This is a genomic window from Halomonas sp. 72 (assembly GCF_052379785.1).
In the GTDB taxonomy this organism is placed as follows: domain Bacteria; phylum Pseudomonadota; class Gammaproteobacteria; order Pseudomonadales; family Halomonadaceae; genus Vreelandella; species Vreelandella citrativorans.
Map to the genome: position 1 here is coordinate 26,497 of NZ_JBQSYY010000009.1, position 17,260 is coordinate 43,756.

Consider the following 17,260-nt stretch of genomic DNA (forward strand, 5'->3'; position numbering starts at 1 on the left):
TTTTGGTTTTTTCCCTTAACCTTTAGGCTTGGGCGGCGCTTTACGATTTGGAGAGGCATTTTTTTCAATATGTTCAATGATCAAGCCTGCAATATCCTTACCGGTTGAGTTCTCGATACCCTGAAGGCCTGGTGAGGAATTGACTTCCATAATGACTGGCCCGTGGTTAGAGCGTAAAAGATCGACCCCCGCAACGCGTAGGCCCATGGCTTTGGCTGCCCGAATGGCCGTTGAGCGCTCTTCCGGCGTAATCCGAATAACACTGGCCGTGCCGCCCCGGTGTAAATTAGAACGGAACTCGCCTTCTGCTGCCTGGCGCTTCATGGAAGCGACGACTTTATCACCAATAACAAAGCAGCGTATATCCGCGCCGCGAGCTTCCTTGATGTACTCCTGAACCATGATGTTGGCCTTCATGCCCATGAACGCTTGAATCACCGATTCAGCGGCCTGGTTGGTTTCCGCCAATACAACGCCGATGCCTTGCGTGCCTTCCAGCAGTTTGATGACCAGTGGGGCGCCTTTAACCATGGTAATCAGGTCCGGAATATCATCCGGCGAATGGGCAAAGCCGGTAATCGGCAGCCCAAGTCCCTTGCGCGAAAGCAACTGGAGCGAGCGCAGCTTGTCACGGGAACGAGTAATGGCAACGGAGTCATTAATAACGTAGGTGCCCATCATTTCAAACTGACGCAGTACCGCACAGCCATAGAACGTTACTGAGGCGCCAATGCGCGGAATGACAGCATCGAACGGCTCAATTTCCTGCCCCTTGTAGTGAATAGAAGGGTGGTGAGATGCAATACTCATGTAGCAGCGCAACGTATCAACAACACGGGCCGAGTGCCCACGCTGCTCAGCAGCCTCGATGAGGCGACGTGTCGAGTACAAATTGCGATTACGTGACAGTAGTGCGATATGCATTCAGGACTCCGGGCCAAATAAAGGGCTAATCGTCATTAATTTAAGGCTCGCCATGTAAAAATGCAGCGCCCGGGGCCACTAGCAGGCGGCGCATGGCGCGGCGCCCTAATAGCATGGCGTGACGCATATTGCTGCGATCTGTCAATGTCAATTCAACAGGAAAGCTCATCTGGCCCATTTCCATCATCGTACGAACAACATATCGCCATTCGCTATGCCCATTTGAGCTGATCACCCGGCGTCTATCATGCAGATGCATTTTTAGGCGATGAGCGGGCGTTTCTGGCCCACCGCTATGGGTGATAAAGCTAATCCATAGCTGCCCATGCTCATCTTCATGTGTTTCAATTTCCTCGGCATGTAGTGCTGATGTACGTGCCCCGGTATCTGCCTTACAGCATAGGTGAAGCCCCAGCTCAGGCAACGTCACCATCTCGCGGCGGCCAATAACCGCTTTAGCCTGGTAGGGTAGTTCCTTCACGGCTGACTCCTTGAAATTTGTTAATAGCGCTGCCCATTTAACGGCTAGCCGCTGATGTCATGGCCGCCATACGACGCTGTATGGCCGAGCCGTTAGGGGCATCTCGTAACGCTACCATTATTGGTAGCCGTAAACGCGGTATTAAAGCAAGGTCGCGCACGACCGCAGAAAAGTTGGTCCGTTCATCCTCCGCCAAGCGGCTCAGGAAAAGCGGTAAACGATGCGCGTCTTCCAGTAAGAGCCAACCGCGGCCAGCCATCGCAGCCAGTACATCGGGTCCACACGCATGAGCGTCTTCCAGCAAGCTTGTATACCAGTCGCCTACGCTTGGTTGGCACGTGCTACCCACCGCACGAATACAGGCGCAGAGCGTTTCAACATCGCCTTCACTCGCCGCTTTTTCACCTATCTCACGCAGCGCCAATACGACCGACGCCGCTAGAGGCTGATGCTCTAAACAGTAGCAGAGTGAGTGCACAACGCTAGTGGGTAGGGTGGCGAGCCGGGGGGCCAGGGTGTTGGCCTGGGAATCATCCATGCGTGCCGTGAAATCGGCGATTCCTTGAAGCCCCAGTGCTTGCCAATCAATGGTTTGCTGGCCGGTCAGGTAGGCTTCAACAGGCTCGAAATGTTGGCTGGCGGGCAGTCCACGCTCTTGCGTTGCTAAGGCGTTGAGCACTGCCTGGAAGGTTACGTTAGGCGTAAAGGCGAGCGGATTATCCGTCATTAAATGATCCACGTCTTTAGCGTTTTGGCCTACGTATGCAACATTTTTCCCCAGGGTTTCCATCAGGCGATTTAAAAATCCATCGCGCTGAGCAGGGGAGAGCAGCCCCTGCTCGTCAAGAGGAAGCGCTAAAAACCATATCGCCGGTTCGGGCATGTCGCCTAGCCGAAATATGGCCGCGAAGCGTGCCTGACCTTGCCAGGGCTCGGGCCAGGCACATTGGCCACGCTCAAAGCGACTCAGTGTGTCACGCGAGCAGGCACTCACGCGTCGGCCCATATAATAGAGCGAAACCTCGGCGCCACTACGTGTAAAAAAATCATCAATGGTCTGAATCGGTTGCATGATGTCCTTCCGCTTTGCAAGCCTGCACTCTACCTTGACCGCTGCACAGTGTCAGCCGTAACGGTCGATAAATTGGTGCTTTTTTATACGGATGATCAAAAAATGAACAACTTCCCGTAAGCCTCTTGAGAGTAGCGTTAGCGAGACCTTTCCATAGTTTATCCACAGCCTCTTGCAGGTTTTCTGTGAATCGGTGAATAACCTGAGTTGGCGGGGGATAAAGTGGTAACTCGTGGGCAGAGTTGGGATAATGGGCATTAACCAAACTGATTTGACCAAGGTGTATATGAGCGTCCATCAACAGCTTCAAACCGCGCTTCTTGAGCTTGAAGCCGCCATGAAGGCCGCCAATTTATGGCGCGTCCCCACGCCGGATGTAACGGCGTTCGCAAGCCAGGAACCCTTCTGTATTGATACGATGTCGCTGCCCCAATGGGTGCGTTTTGTATTCGTGGCACGGCTGAATGCGCTCGCCGAAGCGAAAGCGCCAATGCCTGCGAAATGCGAGGTAGCCCCGGCAATGGCCGCCTATCTTATTCAGGAAAAAGTACGCCCCAGCGACCAATGGCTGGTCGTGCGTGCTTTTGAGAAAGTCGACCAGCTGGTTACCGAGAATTAATCGATAGTACGGCGCCTTGTATGTGTTGCGTCAGAATCCTTTGGTGACGCATCCAAAAGCGATGACCGACGGTGGTGACCGGTTAGTTGCGCGTTTGTTAGCACCGTTGTGCAATACGAAAAGGCCACCTCGCGGTGGCCTTGGTAACGCTCTATTGATCTACTGCGGTTAGGACTCAATACGCTGATATTCACCGGCATCAGCGGTCATGCTGCTTACCACCATAATGGCGATGAAAGAAGCGATGAAGCCAGGAATGATTTCATAGATGCCGGGGCCACCCATAAACTCGCCGTTCCAACCCAGGGCGATCCAGATAATAACGGTGAGAGCACCTACCACCATGCCTGCAATGGCACCCGCGCCGTTGGTGCGTGGCCACATGAGTGACAGAATGATTAACGGACCGAAAGCGGCACCAAAACCTGCCCACGCGTTACTCACCAGGCCGAGTACCTGTGACTCTGGATCAGAGGCGATAATGGCGGCTATCAGGCCTACCAGCACGACACAAATCCGGCCAACGGTAACGGTCTGCTTTTCCGAGGCTTGTTTGTTCAGGAACAGGCGGTAGATATCCTCTGTCAGTGATGAAGATGCCACCAGAAGCTGGCTGGAAATGGTACTCATCACTGCCGCTAGAAGGGCTGCAAAAAGGAAGCCGGTCACCAGCGGATGGAATAAAAGCTCTGCCAGGATAATAAAGATAGTTTCGGGATCCTGAATTTCCAGGCCATTACGAATAGCGTAAGCCCGGCCAAAAATACCGAGCGAGATGGCGCCAATCAGGGAAATAGCCATCCAACCCATACCAATATTACGGGCGGTAGGCACATCTTTCAGATGCCGGATAGCCATAAAGCGCACGATAATATGCGGCTGACCGAAATAACCCAGCCCCCAGGTCACCGCCGAGAGCCAGCCAATAAAGGTCAAGCCCTCTGTCCACGACAGTAGCGTTGGATCGACTTCATTAAGGGTCTGGGTTGCTTGGCTGAAGCCCCCACCGCCTTCGCCGAACAGCACCACTGCAGGCATGATAATTAGCGCCAGCATCATAATGCAGCCTTGTACAAAGTCCGTCAGGCTCACGGCCAAAAAGCCGCCCACCACGGTATAGACAAGTACCACGCCCAGCGTGATGATGATGCCGGTTGCATAATCGCTTAGGCCACCAACATTCACCAAGCCAGAAAATGCACTTTCAAACAGCTTACCGCCAGCCACCAGACCTGACGCGGTGTAGACCGCGAAAAAGATGACGATGACAATCGCCGAGACCGTTTTCAGTGACATTGCCCGGGTCGGGAATCGGTTAGCCAAAAAGGCCGGGATGGTGATTGCATTGCCATAGTGAACGGTCTGTTCACGCAGGCGGGGTGCAACCAGAAGCCAGTTGAAGAAGGCCCCGACGAACAGGCCGATGCCGATCCAGGCAGAGCCCAGGCCCGATACAAACATCGCGCCAGGTAAACCCAGCAGCAGCCAGCCACTCATGTCTGAGGCACCCGCTGAAAGAGCGGCTACTTTAGGACTTAAGGTACGACCGCCTAGCACGTAATCTTCAGAGGTGGATGTCGATGTGCGCATCGCATAAAGCCCGATGCCGATCATCAGCGCAAAGTAAGCAAAAAGGCTGATCCAAACGCCAATAGCCATGAAATTCTCCCGTTTATCAAGTCGGATAGCACCGACCGGTGAGTGCGCTTACCGAGCCATGCTTGGTAATAGCACAGACTTATTGTTGTTAACCCTATTTCTTGTTAACCCAGCCTCTTGTTCACGCTGTGACCTGCAAACATTTGGCGAAGGTACCGTCAAAAAGAGGCTTCAAGCGTTTATTTGCCATATTCCCTGTGCCTAATGCCCCCCTTCTGTGGAGGGGGCATGTAAAGGCCGTTACGCTTTTATTTTCAACCATGAGAGATCCTTTTTGAGGAGTTCAGGTTTTCCATTTAGATGAGCTATTTACTCATCGCCTAGCGCCAGCAAGGACGCATTCCCGCCTAAAGCGGCCGTATTGTTAGTAATCGTCTTTTCAGTGATAAAACGCTGCAGGTAATTCGGCCCGCCTGCTTTAGGGCCTGTACCTGAAAGCCCTTGTCCACCAAAGGGTTGAACGCCTACTACGGCCCCAATGATATTACGATTAATGTACACATTGCCCGCACGAATTTTCTGTGCAATGCCCGCAGCAAAGGATTCATTACGGCTATGGACACCAAACGTTAGCCCGTAACCCCGGCTATTGATATCGCTGATCACCTGGTCAAGCTCGCTGGCCTTATAGCGCACAATGTGCAGTACAGGGCCGAATTGTTCGCGGGTTAACGCATTGATACTGTCGATAGTAAAGGCCACGGGGGCCACGAAGGTACCGTTTTCGGTGTGCTCGGCTGACATGGGCGTTTCGGCGACCAGGCGATCTTCCCCTTTAAGTTTTTCGATATGCTCAAGCAGGCCCTTGCGCGCCTCCTCGTCGATCACCGGGCCAACATCAGTACCCAAATCGCGCGGATCACCGATACGCAGCTCGTTCATTGCGCCTTTTAAAATCGTGATGACGCGGTCGGCAACGTCGTCTTGCAGGTAAAGAACTCGCAATGCCGAGCAGCGTTGACCAGCGCTTTGGAACGCAGACTGGATAACATCCACCACGACCTGCTCGGGAAGCGCGGTAGAGTCGACGATCATGGCGTTCATGCCGCCGGTTTCAGCAATCAGCGTGGGCAGCGGCGCATTTTCACGCGCAGCCAAGGCACGGTTGATGATCTGCGCCGTGTCGGTGCCGCCGGTAAATACCACGCCAGTAATGCGTGGGTCAGAGGTCAGCACGCTGCCCACGGTCGGGCCATCGCCTGGCAGCAACTGAACCACATCGCGTGGCAAGCCCGCTTCATAAAGCAGCTCGATCACCCGGTGGGCGACAATTGACGTTTGCTCGGCAGGCTTGGCCAGCACGGTATTGCCCGCAACCGCCGCCGCAACAATCTGCCCGCAGAAAATCGCCACCGGGAAGTTCCACGGACTGATCGCGGCAAACACGCCTTTACCGCCCATGATTAGCTGGTTGGATTCACCGGTCGGACCAGGCAGCTCAATCGGCTCGCCGAAGGAGTCTTCCGCGCGCATGGCGTAATAGCGGCAGAAATCGACGGCTTCTTTGATCTCGTCCACACCGTCCGTTAAGAGCTTGCCGCCTTCGCGTGAGCAAAGGGTCATAAGCTCCGGCATGTGCTCTTCCATTAGGTCAGCCAAACGGCGCAGCACGGCAGCACGTTCGGTAACCGGCGTGGTTTCCCAGCGCGGGAAGGCATTCCAGGCAGCGTCAAGCGCCTTGGTGGCCTGTTCTTTGGTTGTCCACTGAACGCTGCCTACGCTTTGACGGCGATCAAAGGGGCAGGTCACGTTGTGGGTATTGGCAGCATCGTCCGCCACATCGAACGCCAGCAGCGGTTTGACCGGGTACTGCTTATCCATAAAGACGGCCATCTTATCCATTAACGGATAGAAGTGGCTGCGGATATTCAGGTTGACGCCTCGCGAGTTGCGCCGCTTGGGCCCATAAATATCCTTGGGTAGTGGAATCTGCGTATTGGCTAAGGATGACTGCTTACGCAGAGCCTCTATGGGGTGCTGGCAAAGCCATTCCACCGGTACTTCGGGGTCGACCAATTGGTGAACAAACGACGAATTCGCGCCGTTTTCCAGCAAGCGGCGAACCAGATAGGGGAGCAGGTCTTTGTGCGCGCCAACTGGCGCGTAGATGCGGCAGTACGTACCTTGGGGAGCGCGCTTCAGGGCGGCTTCATAAAGGGCTTCGCCCATGCCGTGCAAACGCTGGAACTCAAACGGACGACTATCGTGATTGGCTAATTCAAGAATAGTCGTAACCGTATGCGCGTTATGGGTCGCAAACTGGGGGAAAATGCGCCCGAGGGTGTCGTTTGACAGCAGGAACTGAGCACAGGCCAGGTAGGCAACATCCGTACACGCCTTGCGGGTATAGACGGGATAGCCGTCGACACCTAACTGCTGAGACTCCTTGATTTCGCTATCCCAGTAAGCACCTTTCACCAAACGCAGCGGAATTTCATCACCTTGCTCATCCGCTAAGCGGTTAATGTAGTGCAGGACCGGCAGGGCGCGCTTGGAGTACGCCTGCACGACCAGTCCAAAGTGTCCCCAGCCTTTAACCGCATCGCTTGAGTAAACGTCGCGGAAAACTTCCAACGAAAGCTCCAGACGGTCAACTTCTTCGGCATCAATGGTGACCGCCACATCCAGCTCGCGAGCTTTGGATACCAGCTTGATAACTGTATCAACCAGCTCTGCCAGCACCTGTTCGCGGCGACCAAACTCATAGCGGGGATGCAGCGCTGAGAGTTTGATCGATACCGAAGGCTTGGGCGTTTTATCACTTAAGTGCTGGGACGTTTTACCCACCTGCTCTATGGCGCGGGCGTAGTCGTCAAAGTAGCGTTTGGCATCATCGTGGGTGCGTGCGGCTTCACCCAGCATGTCGTAGGAGTAGGTGTAACCTTTATTGAATAGCGGCTTGGAGCGTTTTAATGCTTCGTTAATATCACGGCCCAATACGAACTGCTTGCCCATGATTTTCATCGCTTCAACCATCGCGCGACGAATCACAGGCTCACCCATACGATTAACCATGCGGTTAATAAACGTCGCAGGCTGGCCATCTTTAGGGTGGTCAAGCTTCAGGACACGGCCGGTCATTAACAGGCCCCATGTGGAGGCGTTCACCATCCACGACTCACTTTTGCCGGCATAAGATTGCCAGTCAGCGGGGCCAAGCTTATCTTCAATCAGCGCATCAGCGGTGGCTTTGTCGGGAATACGCAGCATCGCTTCAGCCAGACACATCAGCATTAGCCCTTCGTGGGTATCCAGGCTGTACTGCTGTAGGAGCTCATCAATGGTATCTACCGCCGTGTCCATTGCACGAACATCGTGGATGAGCTCTGCGGTATTGGCTTCAATGCGGGAAAAATCGTCGCGATCCGTATCCAGCCACGTGATTAATTCGCTGACGTAGGTTTCTTCGTCCACAAGGTAGTGGTCGCTCACCTGAGCCATCAGCGTATCAAGGTCCGTTTGCCAAGTGGCAGAGTCACGCATGTTTTTAGCGTTGAGCATTGAGGCCCCCGTAAATTTACATAAAACGAGTAGGTGGTAGGGCATTTCGCCCAAGCTGCGCTCGAATGTAGAGTGGTCTGTGTTTCCGTGTATGTCGTTTTCTCGGTAAAACGTGTCAATTTCGCGGCAAGCAGGGTTACTTTGCGACCTTAGTAGTGTGTGCTTGATGCTGCCAGTGGTTTTTTGAGCATAGTGGAGGATGCTGTCGTTAGCGAAACCGGTGCCTCTTGGCGTAGAGCACGGGGCGATATGCCGTAGCTGCGCCGAAACGCATGAGAGAGTGCGCTCTGGTTGGAAAATCCTGTTTGAATGGCAATGTCGGTTAACGGCAACCGACTTTGCAAAATCAGCTGCCGAGCCGCGTGAAGTCGTCGGCGCTTAACGTATTGCCAGGGCGAAAGTCCTGTCTGATTACGGAAGCACTCTGAAAAGTGGGCTTCACTGAGGCAGGCAAGCCTGGCCAAGTCAGCAACCCGCAGCTCATCGGCCAAGTGGCGGTTAATAAAGCGGTCGATAAGAGAGACATCAATTCTGCGCAGAGAAGCCGATGGGGTATGCCCAAGGCGCGCTTTGAGCGAGCCCAGTAGCGTGGCGGCCAAGCGGTCTTGCTGAAACGAGACAGGAGAGGTATCAAACCCTTGGGCAAGCTCGCTTTCCATAAACGCCAGGTAGTGGCGTAAAGGGTTATCTAACGCAAAAAAACGTGGGACATCAAACAGGGCGACCAACTCGCGGTGTTCACCTGTCAGGGCGGGCGCATTTTCTGGCAGATCAATAATCAACTGCCGGTTATGCCCATGGCCTGAGTAGTAGTGCTCGTGATTGGCAGGCACGATACAGCCTGAGAACGCATTTACACGTCCGCCGAGCCCCTCAATTTCAAACTCCGAGGAACCACACAACGTAATCACAATTTGGTGAAAGTCATGTGCGTGATGATGGGTTGCGCTCGCCAGCGGTATTTTGCGAATAGTACTGGGCATCAGGTTGTCTCCTCGGCGCTTTCAACCGCATCTACGTTTGACGCAAGGCGGTATGAGCCGCCAGATGATCTCGTAATACTTGTAGCTCCGCTTGCCCTTCCTGATTTAATAGCGGTTTGCCTTGGGCGATTTGCCAGCGTCGCCCATGCAGCTCCATTAAACGCGACGCTCTGCGTCGAATGCCGTCCAGATAGTCATTATGACGTATTGGATAGCCGATAATCGTATCCCACTCGGCTTCGCTCACTTGGCTATCCAGGGCCTTGTCAAACAGTGCCAGCAAATCCTTTGGCTCGGTACGGTAGCGCGGCGTACCTACCGTCATCAGGGCTAATAAAACAGCACCTATCACCAGCAGGCAGACGCCGAGTACCAGTAGGTACAGTGCCATGCATCCACTCCTGTGCTCTTTCATGAATTGAATGCTTAAGTATACGCGCGACCTCTTAAAGACAAAAATTTTAAACGATGGCGAACTTTTTCGGCGCAAGGTGTCTGAAGTAGTACGACAACGTAGCGATAGCAGTCGCTAATAGTGTTGTCCTAGCTATTGTTTCTCGATCCCTTGCTTCCGCTGCCTTTTGGGCAGCGGTTTTTTTATGCGCCACTGTTTTTTCCTACGCACATCGTTATCAATGGCGGCGAATGGTTAGCAAGGCCATAAGAATATCGCGCCGGGTCACGATGCCGACGAGTCGCTGTTGTTCAACCACCGGGTAAACCTTGGGTTTGTCTCCGAGCATTTCCTGGGCAAGGTCTGTGATGCTTTTGTTAGGTGTGGTGGTAAGCACCTCTTCGCGCATCAGCTCACCCACCAGTGGCGACTCATGGTCATGGTATAAGCAGTCAAGCACACGGCCTAGCACATCTTTCTCAGAAATATAGCCGATTAATCGATCTGCCATATCGACTACCGGCACACCAGGCAGGCGATGAAGTGCCAGCCCCTGTGACAGCGTGGTAATTGAGGTAGATGGCGAAACGCGGTAACAATCCTTGGACATGATATCGCGGACAATATGCGGGCTTGGGTGTTTCATCTTGGCACTCCTTACGCACACTTTCATTTACCTTACTTGTGTGTGCAGCATTTGGCGAAGGCATCGTGGCTAAGTGCAACGTTTATGATGTTATTCGATAATAGGGTGAGTAACGTCTTAAACGTATTTACTCACTGTAGATGATTTAGGCGTAGTTGATGTAGGTGGACGCCACGCCTATTCAACGCTTTGCTGAACGTGACTCAAAGGAGCTTTACATGGATGCACGCGAATACCTGAACCGCAAAGGCGTCGGTGTCGAGCGGGAATCTGACCGCCCCAATACCCTTGAGGAAAAATCCTGGGAGCGAGCCCGCGGGGCAGGGGAGCAGCGGCCCAAGTCGGGTACCCCTCATGATTGGGAGGATTGGGAGCGCTATCACGACGAGCTAGCGAAAGATGCCAGCGAGCTAGAGCAAAAAATTGATAAGCAGGCACATCGAAAAGAGACACTTGAGGCAACGCCTGCCGAGCAGGCGCACGTGGCGGTAGAGCACTTTACGCCTCCTAAACCATCGTCGGCGCCCCATCCGCATGTCGCCAACCCCGATGCGCAAGTTGTAAGGCCTGACATCACGCTTAGCGAGCCTCACTCAAGTGCTGATCAACCTTCGGCCAGGCGTGCGGATAGCGAGCCAGGCGCACTCAAGGCAGCCTATCTCGCCCTAGCTGTTTTGCTCCCGCCGTTAGCACTGGGGCTCACCGGCGCGGGAGGCACGCGCCTGCTTATTGGCATTGTGTTAACGCTGCTGGGTTGGCTGCCTGGGGTTATCTATGCACTTGTGTGGCTCCAGCGTCGTTAACTTATTTCTTGGTTGTTGGTTTACCTGTTGGCAGGCCCTAAGAAATCCGTATAATTTGCGTAAACTATTTCTAAGAAACGAGGTTTACGGTGGGCTATCTAATTAGCGTGACAGCGCTTTGGGCGTTTTCCTTTTCTTTAATCGGGGTTTATCTAGCGGGGCAGGTCGATAGTTATTTCGCGGTGCTTGTGCGGGTAACCCTGGCGATGCTGGTTTTTTTACCCTTTTTGCGCCCCAGTCTGCTACGCGGCAAACAGCGTATTACGCTGATGGCGCTTGGCGCCATTCAACTTGGGGTGATGTACACCTTTCTTTATCAGTCGTTTCTACTGCTTTCAGTGCCAGAAGTGCTGCTCTTCACCATCTTTACGCCGGTGTATATCGCTTTACTGGATGATTTGATGTTTGGCCGTTTCACGCCTATCTACTTACTTACCGCACTATTGGCCGTTGTGGGGGCTGCTGTCATTCGTTATGACGGGATCGACAGTGGCTTCTGGCTCGGTTTTTTTGTGGTCCAGGGGGCCAATCTCTGCTTTGCGCTAGGCCAGGTCGGGTATCGCCGCTTGGCCGCAGACTTGCCGGCTGACCTTGCGTGGCATAACGTTTTTGGATGGTTTTTCATTGGCGCCATGGTCGTTGCACTACCGGCTTATTTATTGTTCGGCAATAGTGCGGCGTTACCCAGCACACCGCTGCAGTGGGGAGTGCTTGCCTGGCTTGGTCTGGCCGCCTCTGGTGTGGGGTATTTTGCTTGGAACCAAGGTGCTACCCGCGTCGATGCCGGTACTTTGGCGATCATGAATAATGCACTCATCCCGGCCGGGTTATTGGTTAATCTTGTCATCTGGAGCCGTGAGGCCGATATCGTTCGACTACTGCTGGGCGCACTGATCATGGCGGCCTCGCTCTGGTTGAATCACTGGTTACTCCAGCGACGTAAGGTAGCGGCAGCCTAAGAGTTTCTCTTGATTTGGTTAGGCGTATTTGCCCGATACTCCCGGTATCCCCATAATGTCAGGCTGATGCTAGCGAGAGCCGCCCATGCCTAACACGTCACCACCCACTTCAGCGCCGCTAACTGGCCAAGGAAGCTCACGGCCCTTTAAAACGATTGGCTTAATTGGGCGCTTGGGCAGCGAGAAAGTCATCGACTCGTTGCAGCGGCTCATTAGCTACCTGGTCGAGCATGATTACAGCGTTTTGATTGAAGACCGTACGGCAACGGCGCTTCCCCAACACGGGCAGCCGGAAGCCAGCCGCCGGATGCTGGGCGAGCTTTGCGACCTTGTTATTGTGATCGGCGGGGACGGTAGCCTGTTAGGCGCCGCCCGCACATTGTGCCGCAGCGGGACACTGATGTTAGGCGTTAACCGTGGCCGCTTAGGGTTTCTTACCGATATCTCGCCTGACGAGCTGGAAAGCCGAGTGGGCGAAGTATTGGCGGGCGAATTTGAAATTGAGCAGCGCTTTTTGCTGGAAGCGGTGCTTTATCGTAACGGCGTTGCGGTCGGCAATGGTGATGCATTGAATGAAGTCGTCGTGCATCCGGGTAAAGCCGTCCGCATGATTGAATTTGAACTGTTTATTGATGGTCAGTTTGTTTACAGCCAGCGCAGCGATGGCTTGATTATCGCAACGCCTACCGGCTCTACCGCGTATGCACTTTCCGGCGGAGGCCCCATCATGCATCCCAAGCTTGATGTCGTGACGCTGGTGCCCATGTTTCCGCATACGCTTTCCAGCCGACCGATTGTGATTGATGCCGCCAGTGAGATTCGAATTCATATTGGTGAAACCAACCAGACCTACCCGCACATTAGCTGCGATGGACAAACCCGGGCGGTTGCTAAGCCGGATGATGTACTGGTGATAAAGCGCAAAGCCGAACGTGTGCAGCTTGTGCACCCTATCGGACATAACTTCTATGATGTGCTGCGCAGTAAATTGGGTTGGAGCCACCGGTTAGGGGATTAAGCATGACAGGCTACGACCTGATTGGTGATGTTCACGGCTGCGGTGCCACGCTAGTCACCTTGTTAGAAATGCTGGGTTACCGCGAACAGCGTGGCGTTTATCGCCATCCGCAGCGTAAAGTTATCTTTTTGGGTGACCTGATTGACCGTGGCCCACGTATTCGCCTCGCCGTCACCGTTGCGCGACGCATGGTCGAGGAGGGCGAAGCCTATATTGTGATGGGCAATCACGAACATAATGCACTTGCCTATATGCACCCGGCGCCACCCGGTAGCCATAAGCGTTGGCTGCGTGAGCATACGCCGCGCCATAATCGCATCATGGAAGACACGTTGGCGCAGTATCAGGATTACACCAATGAGTGGGATGACACGCTCGCCTGGTTTAAAACACTGCCGCTTTTTTTAGAAATCGACGGTATTCGCGTGGTACATGCCTGTTGGGACGATAGGTTGATCGAGCAGTTAAAACAGCGCCTGCCTGATGGCCGTATGGATACGCGATTTTTGATCGAATCTACTGATCCTGGCACGCAAGCCTATCGCATCATTGACCGATTAACCCGTGGGGCCAACATTCCCTTGCCTGGCGGTATCGCGATTCATTCAGGCGATGGCTATACACGGCAAAGCTTTCGAGCGCATTTTTGGGCCGCTAATCCAACTCGTTGGGGTGATGTGGTTTTTCAACCCGATCACTTGCCTGGCGACCTGGAAACACGCCTATTAACCGAAAACGAGCGCCAGCGTTTGAGTTACTATGGGCCGGAGCAGCCGCCTCTGTTTATCGGCCATTACTGGTGTGAAGGTATTCCTGCGTTACCTGCTCCCAATATTGCGTGTTTGGATTATAGTGCTGTCAAGTATGGCCGTTTGGTCGCCTATCGATGGGACGGCGAAACACCGCTGAATGCAGATAATTTCGTTTGGGTAGAAGTGATTAAAGAAGAGCGTTCCCAAGCCAATTTATATGGAAACGATTTTTATTAACCTACGTTGTCTTAATATACAAGGCTTTACATTTTTTTTATAAAACTGCTGAACTAACTGTGCGGTCGGCCATCAGAGTAGGTGTTCCCTTGAATGATCCCTTGCTTTATCCGGCGGCCCCCTCCGCCGGTTTTTTTTGGCCATGATTTTTTGCTTATGGTATTTGTCTTCATGCAGCAATAGTCGATGAAGGGGTTGGTTTTCAAAGGCGAGGGCCTCAATAGGGAGAGTTTATGCACCCCGTAATGCACTTACCAAGTGATGCTGATACGCAGGAACTGCGTAAAGCACTTTGGCACTATCGAATTGGGCATCGCATTACAGAAGAAGCCGAGGGCCCTCTGCTTTGGATAGCCGACCCACGTCAGCACGCAGAGCTTAAAAGCCTGGTAGCGCGCTGGGAGCGTGGCGAAGCACTTATTGTTGATCAGCCCGCCAATCGCCGCTACGCATCCGGCAATATACTAACCACCTTGCGCCATGTTCCTGTTACCGCTATCGCGATGGCTATTAGTCTTGTGATATTTGCGTTAACGGGAGTGTTGGGTGATAGCGTCGTGATGGCGTTAACCATCGTACCGATAGAAATTTCGGGCAATCAGTTTGTATATCGCAGCTTAACCGATGGGCTAATAAACGGGCAGGTATGGCGGCTGCTTTCACCGGCATTCCTGCACTTTGGCTGGATGCACTTGATCTTCAACCTTATGTGGTTATGGTACTTTGGGCGCCAGGTGGAGGTGCTACAAGGCAGCCGTACCATGCTGCTTCTGCTTTTAGTTGCGGGTATCGGCGCTAATCTTGCGCAATATTTTACCGGAACCGTGCTGTTTGGCGGTATGTCGGGCGTGGTTTATGCCCTGCTAGGGCATGTTTGGGTGATGTCGCGACGTGCGCCACAACGTGGTTTTTTCGTTCCTCAAATGCTGGTTGTGTTCATGTTGGGGTGGATGGTGTTCACCATGACCGATATGGCCAGTTGGGTAGGTTTTGGCAATGTCGCTAACGAAGCACATTTAGGTGGGCTCCTCGTCGGGCTTATTACTGGCGTGTATTATTCGTCTCGCCGTTTGAAAACAGATTAAGAGATCCGTAATGAGCGATATGACGTTCGATAAAATGATCAACCAAATGACACCTGCGATTTATGAAAGCCTTAAGCAAGCGGTGTCGCTGCGTAAGTGGCCCGACGGTCGCTTTCTTACCGCTGAGCAAACAGAGCTGTGTCTGGAAGCGGTGATGCGCTTTGAGGCTGAAAATAACGTGCCTGAAGAGAAACGCGTGGGGTATCTGGAGCAGCGTACCTGTGGAGCGGCGTCTTCTGGCGCAGGTGTTACGCCAGAAATGGCAGGTTTGGGACGGGATGCAACGCGTGGTTGAACAGGCAGTGCAAGGGTGTTTACGCAAGATGTCGGTCGTATTGCCTGACCGGCCGGGTGACCAGGTGAGTTACCATTTGCGTGCTGGGGATCAGCACATCCCCCTCAATTCGCGCGTAGGCAAGCCGATATCGCTTCATTGGAGCGGCGCTATTGCTTGTACTCACTGCGGTCGAGCGACTAAAAAAAGCTTTGCCCAAGGGCATTGTTATCCGTGCTTCAAGCGCTTGGCGCAGTGCGATACCTGCATCATGAAGCCTGAGACGTGCCACTTTTTTCAAGGCACTTGCCGCGAGCCTGAGTGGGGCGAAACGCATTGTTTCCAACCGCATATCGTGTATTTGGCGAACTCATCGGGTTTAAAAGTTGGCATCACCCGTAAAACACAGATGCCGACTCGTTGGATGGACCAAGGCGCTATCCAGGCGCTTCCCATACTTGAGGTCGACACGCGTCAGCAATCAGGGTTCGTCGAGATGCTTTTCAAAGAGCAGGTAAGCGACCGAACCAATTGGCGGGCTATGCTGAAAGGGGAGGTGGAGGCGCTTGATTTAATTGCCGAACGTGATCGCCTGTTGGAAACGCTTGATGGCGGTTTGAATCAGCTGCGCGACCAGCATGGCAATGACGCAATTCGTGAGCTGGATGAAACGCCCTACACGTTTGATTACCCGGTGGAGACGTTTCCACGCAAAGTGATTTCCCATAATTTTGACAAACAACCCTTGGTCGAAGGCGTGTTACAAGGCATTAAAGGACAGTATCTCATTCTTGATAGTGGAGTGATTAATCTTCGTAAATTCACGGGTTACGAAATCACCCTAAGGTAAATCGGCTAGCCAGAGTGGCGAGCGTTGACTAAGGTTAGTGGAGTGTTCTTTCACTAAGCCTAACGCAATGCAAGGAAGCCTCAATGCCTTGGCTAAAACTTCTTCATATAGCCTCGCTTGTTATCTGGTGCGGCTCGCTGCTGTATCTGCCTGCGTTACTCAGCTATACGCTGCAACTTCGTAAAGACGCAGGCTTTGCGCAGGGCTCTCCTCCCATGCCACGGTTTTTTTATATTTCTGTGGCAACACCGGCAGCGCTAATTGCCATATTTTCCGGCACGCTTCTCTTTATCTTGCATGGTTTGGTGGGCGGCTGGCTGGTGCTCAAATTGGGCGCTGTCGTTGCCATGGTGGCTGCCCACGGCGCCTATGGATGGCTAATTTTACGTCTGGAAATGGGGATTTATAAAGGCGTAAAAACGGCGTTAATACTCGCGTTTTTGGTGGCCCTGGCGGGCATTCTTTGCGTGCTTGGGCTGGTATTAGCCAAGCCGCTGGATTGGAGCTAGCCCGCCATGACCACTATCGCATCACTCTTCAACTTCGACACCGACGGCGTGTTCATACACGAGTTGGCCGCCCAGCCAGCCAGCCAACGCTACCAGTCCGGCGGTTACCACAGAAACCGCAATGCCCCAAGGCAGCACCAACTCCGGTTCGCTAAACCGGATCAGCCAGTTAAGCGAAGCAAGCGAGAGCATGACAACAGCGACAATAGCGTGGCTCCAGCCGGTAATGAGACGGCGAATTTGGCCTACGCTCACCAGGTCAATGATGCCTGCAATACTCGCCAGCCAGCCCCCAAGTGCCCCTATACCCGCCAGCCACAAACCTACGCGCAGCCAGAAAGGATCGTCGGTATACCAGTATCCCAAATCGCAGGCTACCAGGGCCATCAGTGCAGCCACGGGAAAGTGAACCATCAGCGGATGCAGCGGGTGGCCAGAAATAGAAGCGCGACTTTTGATATTACGCCTATTGGAGTTTGCCATTATCACTTCCT

At 53.4% G+C, this 17,260-nt stretch carries 18 protein-coding genes; 9 read left to right on the forward strand and 9 right to left on the reverse strand.

The features are described 5' to 3' along the window. Positions 1–15: 15 nt before the first annotated feature. Genes rimK through ACT3T6_RS10195 form a run of 3 tightly spaced genes read right to left on the reverse strand, consistent with a single transcriptional unit; the run spans position 16 to position 2,477 of the window. Positions 16–924 (reverse strand): 30S ribosomal protein S6--L-glutamate ligase, encoded by a 909-nt coding sequence (gene rimK, locus ACT3T6_RS10185; protein WP_087111618.1) that lies wholly within the window; start codon positions 922–924, stop codon positions 16–18. 40 nt (positions 925–964) lie between these two features. Beyond that, the gene (locus ACT3T6_RS10190; RefSeq protein ID WP_172118318.1) at positions 965–1,405 is read right to left on the reverse strand and encodes an ATP-dependent zinc protease family protein; all 441 of its coding nucleotides are present in this window, start codon (positions 1,403–1,405) and stop codon (positions 965–967) included. A gap of 37 nt (positions 1,406–1,442) precedes the next feature. Further along, positions 1,443–2,477 carry a DUF3549 family protein gene (locus ACT3T6_RS10195; protein WP_193055124.1) on the reverse strand — a complete coding sequence of 345 codons (1,035 nt, stop codon included), beginning with the start codon at positions 2,475–2,477 and terminating at the stop codon, positions 1,443–1,445. Positions 2,478–2,763: 286 nt separating this feature from the next. On the opposite strand from ACT3T6_RS10195, the gene ACT3T6_RS10200 reads away from it, so the two are divergent. Continuing rightward, on the forward strand, positions 2,764–3,096 hold the full coding sequence (locus ACT3T6_RS10200; RefSeq protein ID WP_172118353.1) for a YqcC family protein: 333 nt from the start codon (positions 2,764–2,766) through the stop codon (positions 3,094–3,096). A 168-nt stretch (positions 3,097–3,264) separates the two neighbouring features. Here the strand turns inward: ACT3T6_RS10200 and putP are convergent, their stop codons facing one another. The 5 genes from putP to ACT3T6_RS10225 form a co-directional block, all read right to left on the reverse strand. Then, positions 3,265–4,755, reverse strand: coding sequence for a sodium/proline symporter PutP (gene putP, locus ACT3T6_RS10205; RefSeq protein WP_193055123.1), 1,491 nt, complete (start codon positions 4,753–4,755; stop codon positions 3,265–3,267). Between the two features lie 309 nt (positions 4,756–5,064). Beyond that, the gene (putA, locus tag ACT3T6_RS10210; RefSeq protein WP_193055122.1) at positions 5,065–8,256 is read right to left on the reverse strand and encodes a bifunctional proline dehydrogenase/L-glutamate gamma-semialdehyde dehydrogenase PutA; all 3,192 of its coding nucleotides are present in this window, start codon (positions 8,254–8,256) and stop codon (positions 5,065–5,067) included. Positions 8,257–8,405: 149 nt separating this feature from the next. Continuing rightward, a complete protein-coding gene (locus ACT3T6_RS10215; protein WP_193055121.1) occupies positions 8,406–9,239 on the reverse strand; it encodes an AraC family transcriptional regulator in 834 nt (277 codons plus the stop codon). 31 nt (positions 9,240–9,270) lie between these two features. After that, on the reverse strand, positions 9,271–9,630 hold the full coding sequence (locus tag ACT3T6_RS10220; protein ID WP_172118313.1) for a hypothetical protein: 360 nt from the start codon (positions 9,628–9,630) through the stop codon (positions 9,271–9,273). A 241-nt stretch (positions 9,631–9,871) separates the two neighbouring features. After that, the gene (locus tag ACT3T6_RS10225) at positions 9,872–10,279 is read right to left on the reverse strand and encodes a CBS domain-containing protein (RefSeq protein ID WP_172118312.1); all 408 of its coding nucleotides are present in this window, start codon (positions 10,277–10,279) and stop codon (positions 9,872–9,874) included. A gap of 218 nt (positions 10,280–10,497) precedes the next feature. On the opposite strand from ACT3T6_RS10225, the gene ACT3T6_RS10230 reads away from it, so the two are divergent. From ACT3T6_RS10230 to ACT3T6_RS10265, 8 genes are all read left to right on the forward strand, one after another. Further along, complete coding sequence (locus ACT3T6_RS10230; protein WP_193055120.1) at positions 10,498–11,082, forward strand: YqaE/Pmp3 family membrane protein; 585 nt, start codon at positions 10,498–10,500, stop codon at positions 11,080–11,082. 89 nt (positions 11,083–11,171) lie between these two features. Next, complete coding sequence (locus ACT3T6_RS10235) at positions 11,172–12,041, forward strand: carboxylate/amino acid/amine transporter (protein WP_193055119.1); 870 nt, start codon at positions 11,172–11,174, stop codon at positions 12,039–12,041. An 85-nt stretch (positions 12,042–12,126) separates the two neighbouring features. Continuing rightward, on the forward strand, positions 12,127–13,059 hold the full coding sequence (locus ACT3T6_RS10240; protein WP_172118309.1) for an NAD(+) kinase: 933 nt from the start codon (positions 12,127–12,129) through the stop codon (positions 13,057–13,059). Positions 13,060–13,061: 2 nt separating this feature from the next. Then, on the forward strand, positions 13,062–14,048 hold the full coding sequence (locus ACT3T6_RS10245; RefSeq protein WP_193055118.1) for a metallophosphoesterase: 987 nt from the start codon (positions 13,062–13,064) through the stop codon (positions 14,046–14,048). Between the two features lie 233 nt (positions 14,049–14,281). Continuing rightward, entirely contained in the window at positions 14,282–15,133 is an 852-nt protein-coding gene (locus tag ACT3T6_RS10250) for a rhomboid family intramembrane serine protease (protein ID WP_172118307.1), read from the forward strand. Between the two features lie 10 nt (positions 15,134–15,143). After that, positions 15,144–15,428 (forward strand): YeaC family protein, encoded by a 285-nt coding sequence (locus tag ACT3T6_RS10255; RefSeq protein WP_087111591.1) that lies wholly within the window; start codon positions 15,144–15,146, stop codon positions 15,426–15,428. Next, positions 15,412–16,257 carry a DUF2797 domain-containing protein gene (locus tag ACT3T6_RS10260; RefSeq protein WP_226912135.1) on the forward strand — a complete coding sequence of 282 codons (846 nt, stop codon included), beginning with the start codon at positions 15,412–15,414 and terminating at the stop codon, positions 16,255–16,257. Before ACT3T6_RS10255 ends, ACT3T6_RS10260 begins: the two co-directional genes overlap by 17 nt. 83 nt (positions 16,258–16,340) lie before the next feature. Beyond that, positions 16,341–16,766, forward strand: coding sequence for a CopD family protein (locus ACT3T6_RS10265; RefSeq protein ID WP_193055117.1), 426 nt, complete (start codon positions 16,341–16,343; stop codon positions 16,764–16,766). 21 nt (positions 16,767–16,787) lie between these two features. On the opposite strand, the gene ACT3T6_RS10270 is transcribed toward ACT3T6_RS10265, so the two are convergent. Next, on the reverse strand, positions 16,788–17,249 hold the full coding sequence (locus tag ACT3T6_RS10270) for a DUF2231 domain-containing protein (RefSeq protein ID WP_193055116.1): 462 nt from the start codon (positions 17,247–17,249) through the stop codon (positions 16,788–16,790). Positions 17,250–17,260: the final 11 nt, after the last annotated feature.

Excerpts from the sequence above, each read along its gene's own strand:
- rimK (WP_087111618.1), bottom strand. The coding sequence starts at position 924 with ATGCATATCGCACTACTGTCACGTAATCGCAATTTGTACTCGACACGT.
- ACT3T6_RS10245 (WP_193055118.1), top strand. The coding sequence starts at position 13,062 with ATGACAGGCTACGACCTGATTGGTGATGTTCACGGCTGCGGTGCCACG.
- ACT3T6_RS10265 (WP_193055117.1), top strand. The coding sequence starts at position 16,341 with ATGCCTTGGCTAAAACTTCTTCATATAGCCTCGCTTGTTATCTGGTGC.
- ACT3T6_RS10225 (WP_172118312.1), bottom strand. The coding sequence starts at position 10,279 with ATGAAACACCCAAGCCCGCATATTGTCCGCGATATCATGTCCAAGGAT.
- putP (WP_193055123.1), bottom strand. The coding sequence starts at position 4,755 with ATGGCTATTGGCGTTTGGATCAGCCTTTTTGCTTACTTTGCGCTGATG.
- ACT3T6_RS10260 (WP_226912135.1), top strand. The coding sequence starts at position 15,412 with ATGCAACGCGTGGTTGAACAGGCAGTGCAAGGGTGTTTACGCAAGATG.
- ACT3T6_RS10230 (WP_193055120.1), top strand. The coding sequence starts at position 10,498 with ATGGATGCACGCGAATACCTGAACCGCAAAGGCGTCGGTGTCGAGCGG.
- ACT3T6_RS10215 (WP_193055121.1), bottom strand. The coding sequence starts at position 9,239 with ATGCCCAGTACTATTCGCAAAATACCGCTGGCGAGCGCAACCCATCAT.
- ACT3T6_RS10250 (WP_172118307.1), top strand. The coding sequence starts at position 14,282 with ATGCACCCCGTAATGCACTTACCAAGTGATGCTGATACGCAGGAACTG.
- putA (WP_193055122.1), bottom strand. The coding sequence starts at position 8,256 with ATGCTCAACGCTAAAAACATGCGTGACTCTGCCACTTGGCAAACGGAC.
- ACT3T6_RS10255 (WP_087111591.1), top strand. The coding sequence starts at position 15,144 with ATGAGCGATATGACGTTCGATAAAATGATCAACCAAATGACACCTGCG.
- ACT3T6_RS10270 (WP_193055116.1), bottom strand. The coding sequence starts at position 17,249 with ATGGCAAACTCCAATAGGCGTAATATCAAAAGTCGCGCTTCTATTTCT.
- ACT3T6_RS10240 (WP_172118309.1), top strand. The coding sequence starts at position 12,127 with ATGCCTAACACGTCACCACCCACTTCAGCGCCGCTAACTGGCCAAGGA.
- ACT3T6_RS10220 (WP_172118313.1), bottom strand. The coding sequence starts at position 9,630 with ATGGCACTGTACCTACTGGTACTCGGCGTCTGCCTGCTGGTGATAGGT.
- ACT3T6_RS10195 (WP_193055124.1), bottom strand. The coding sequence starts at position 2,477 with ATGCAACCGATTCAGACCATTGATGATTTTTTTACACGTAGTGGCGCC.
- ACT3T6_RS10200 (WP_172118353.1), top strand. The coding sequence starts at position 2,764 with ATGAGCGTCCATCAACAGCTTCAAACCGCGCTTCTTGAGCTTGAAGCC.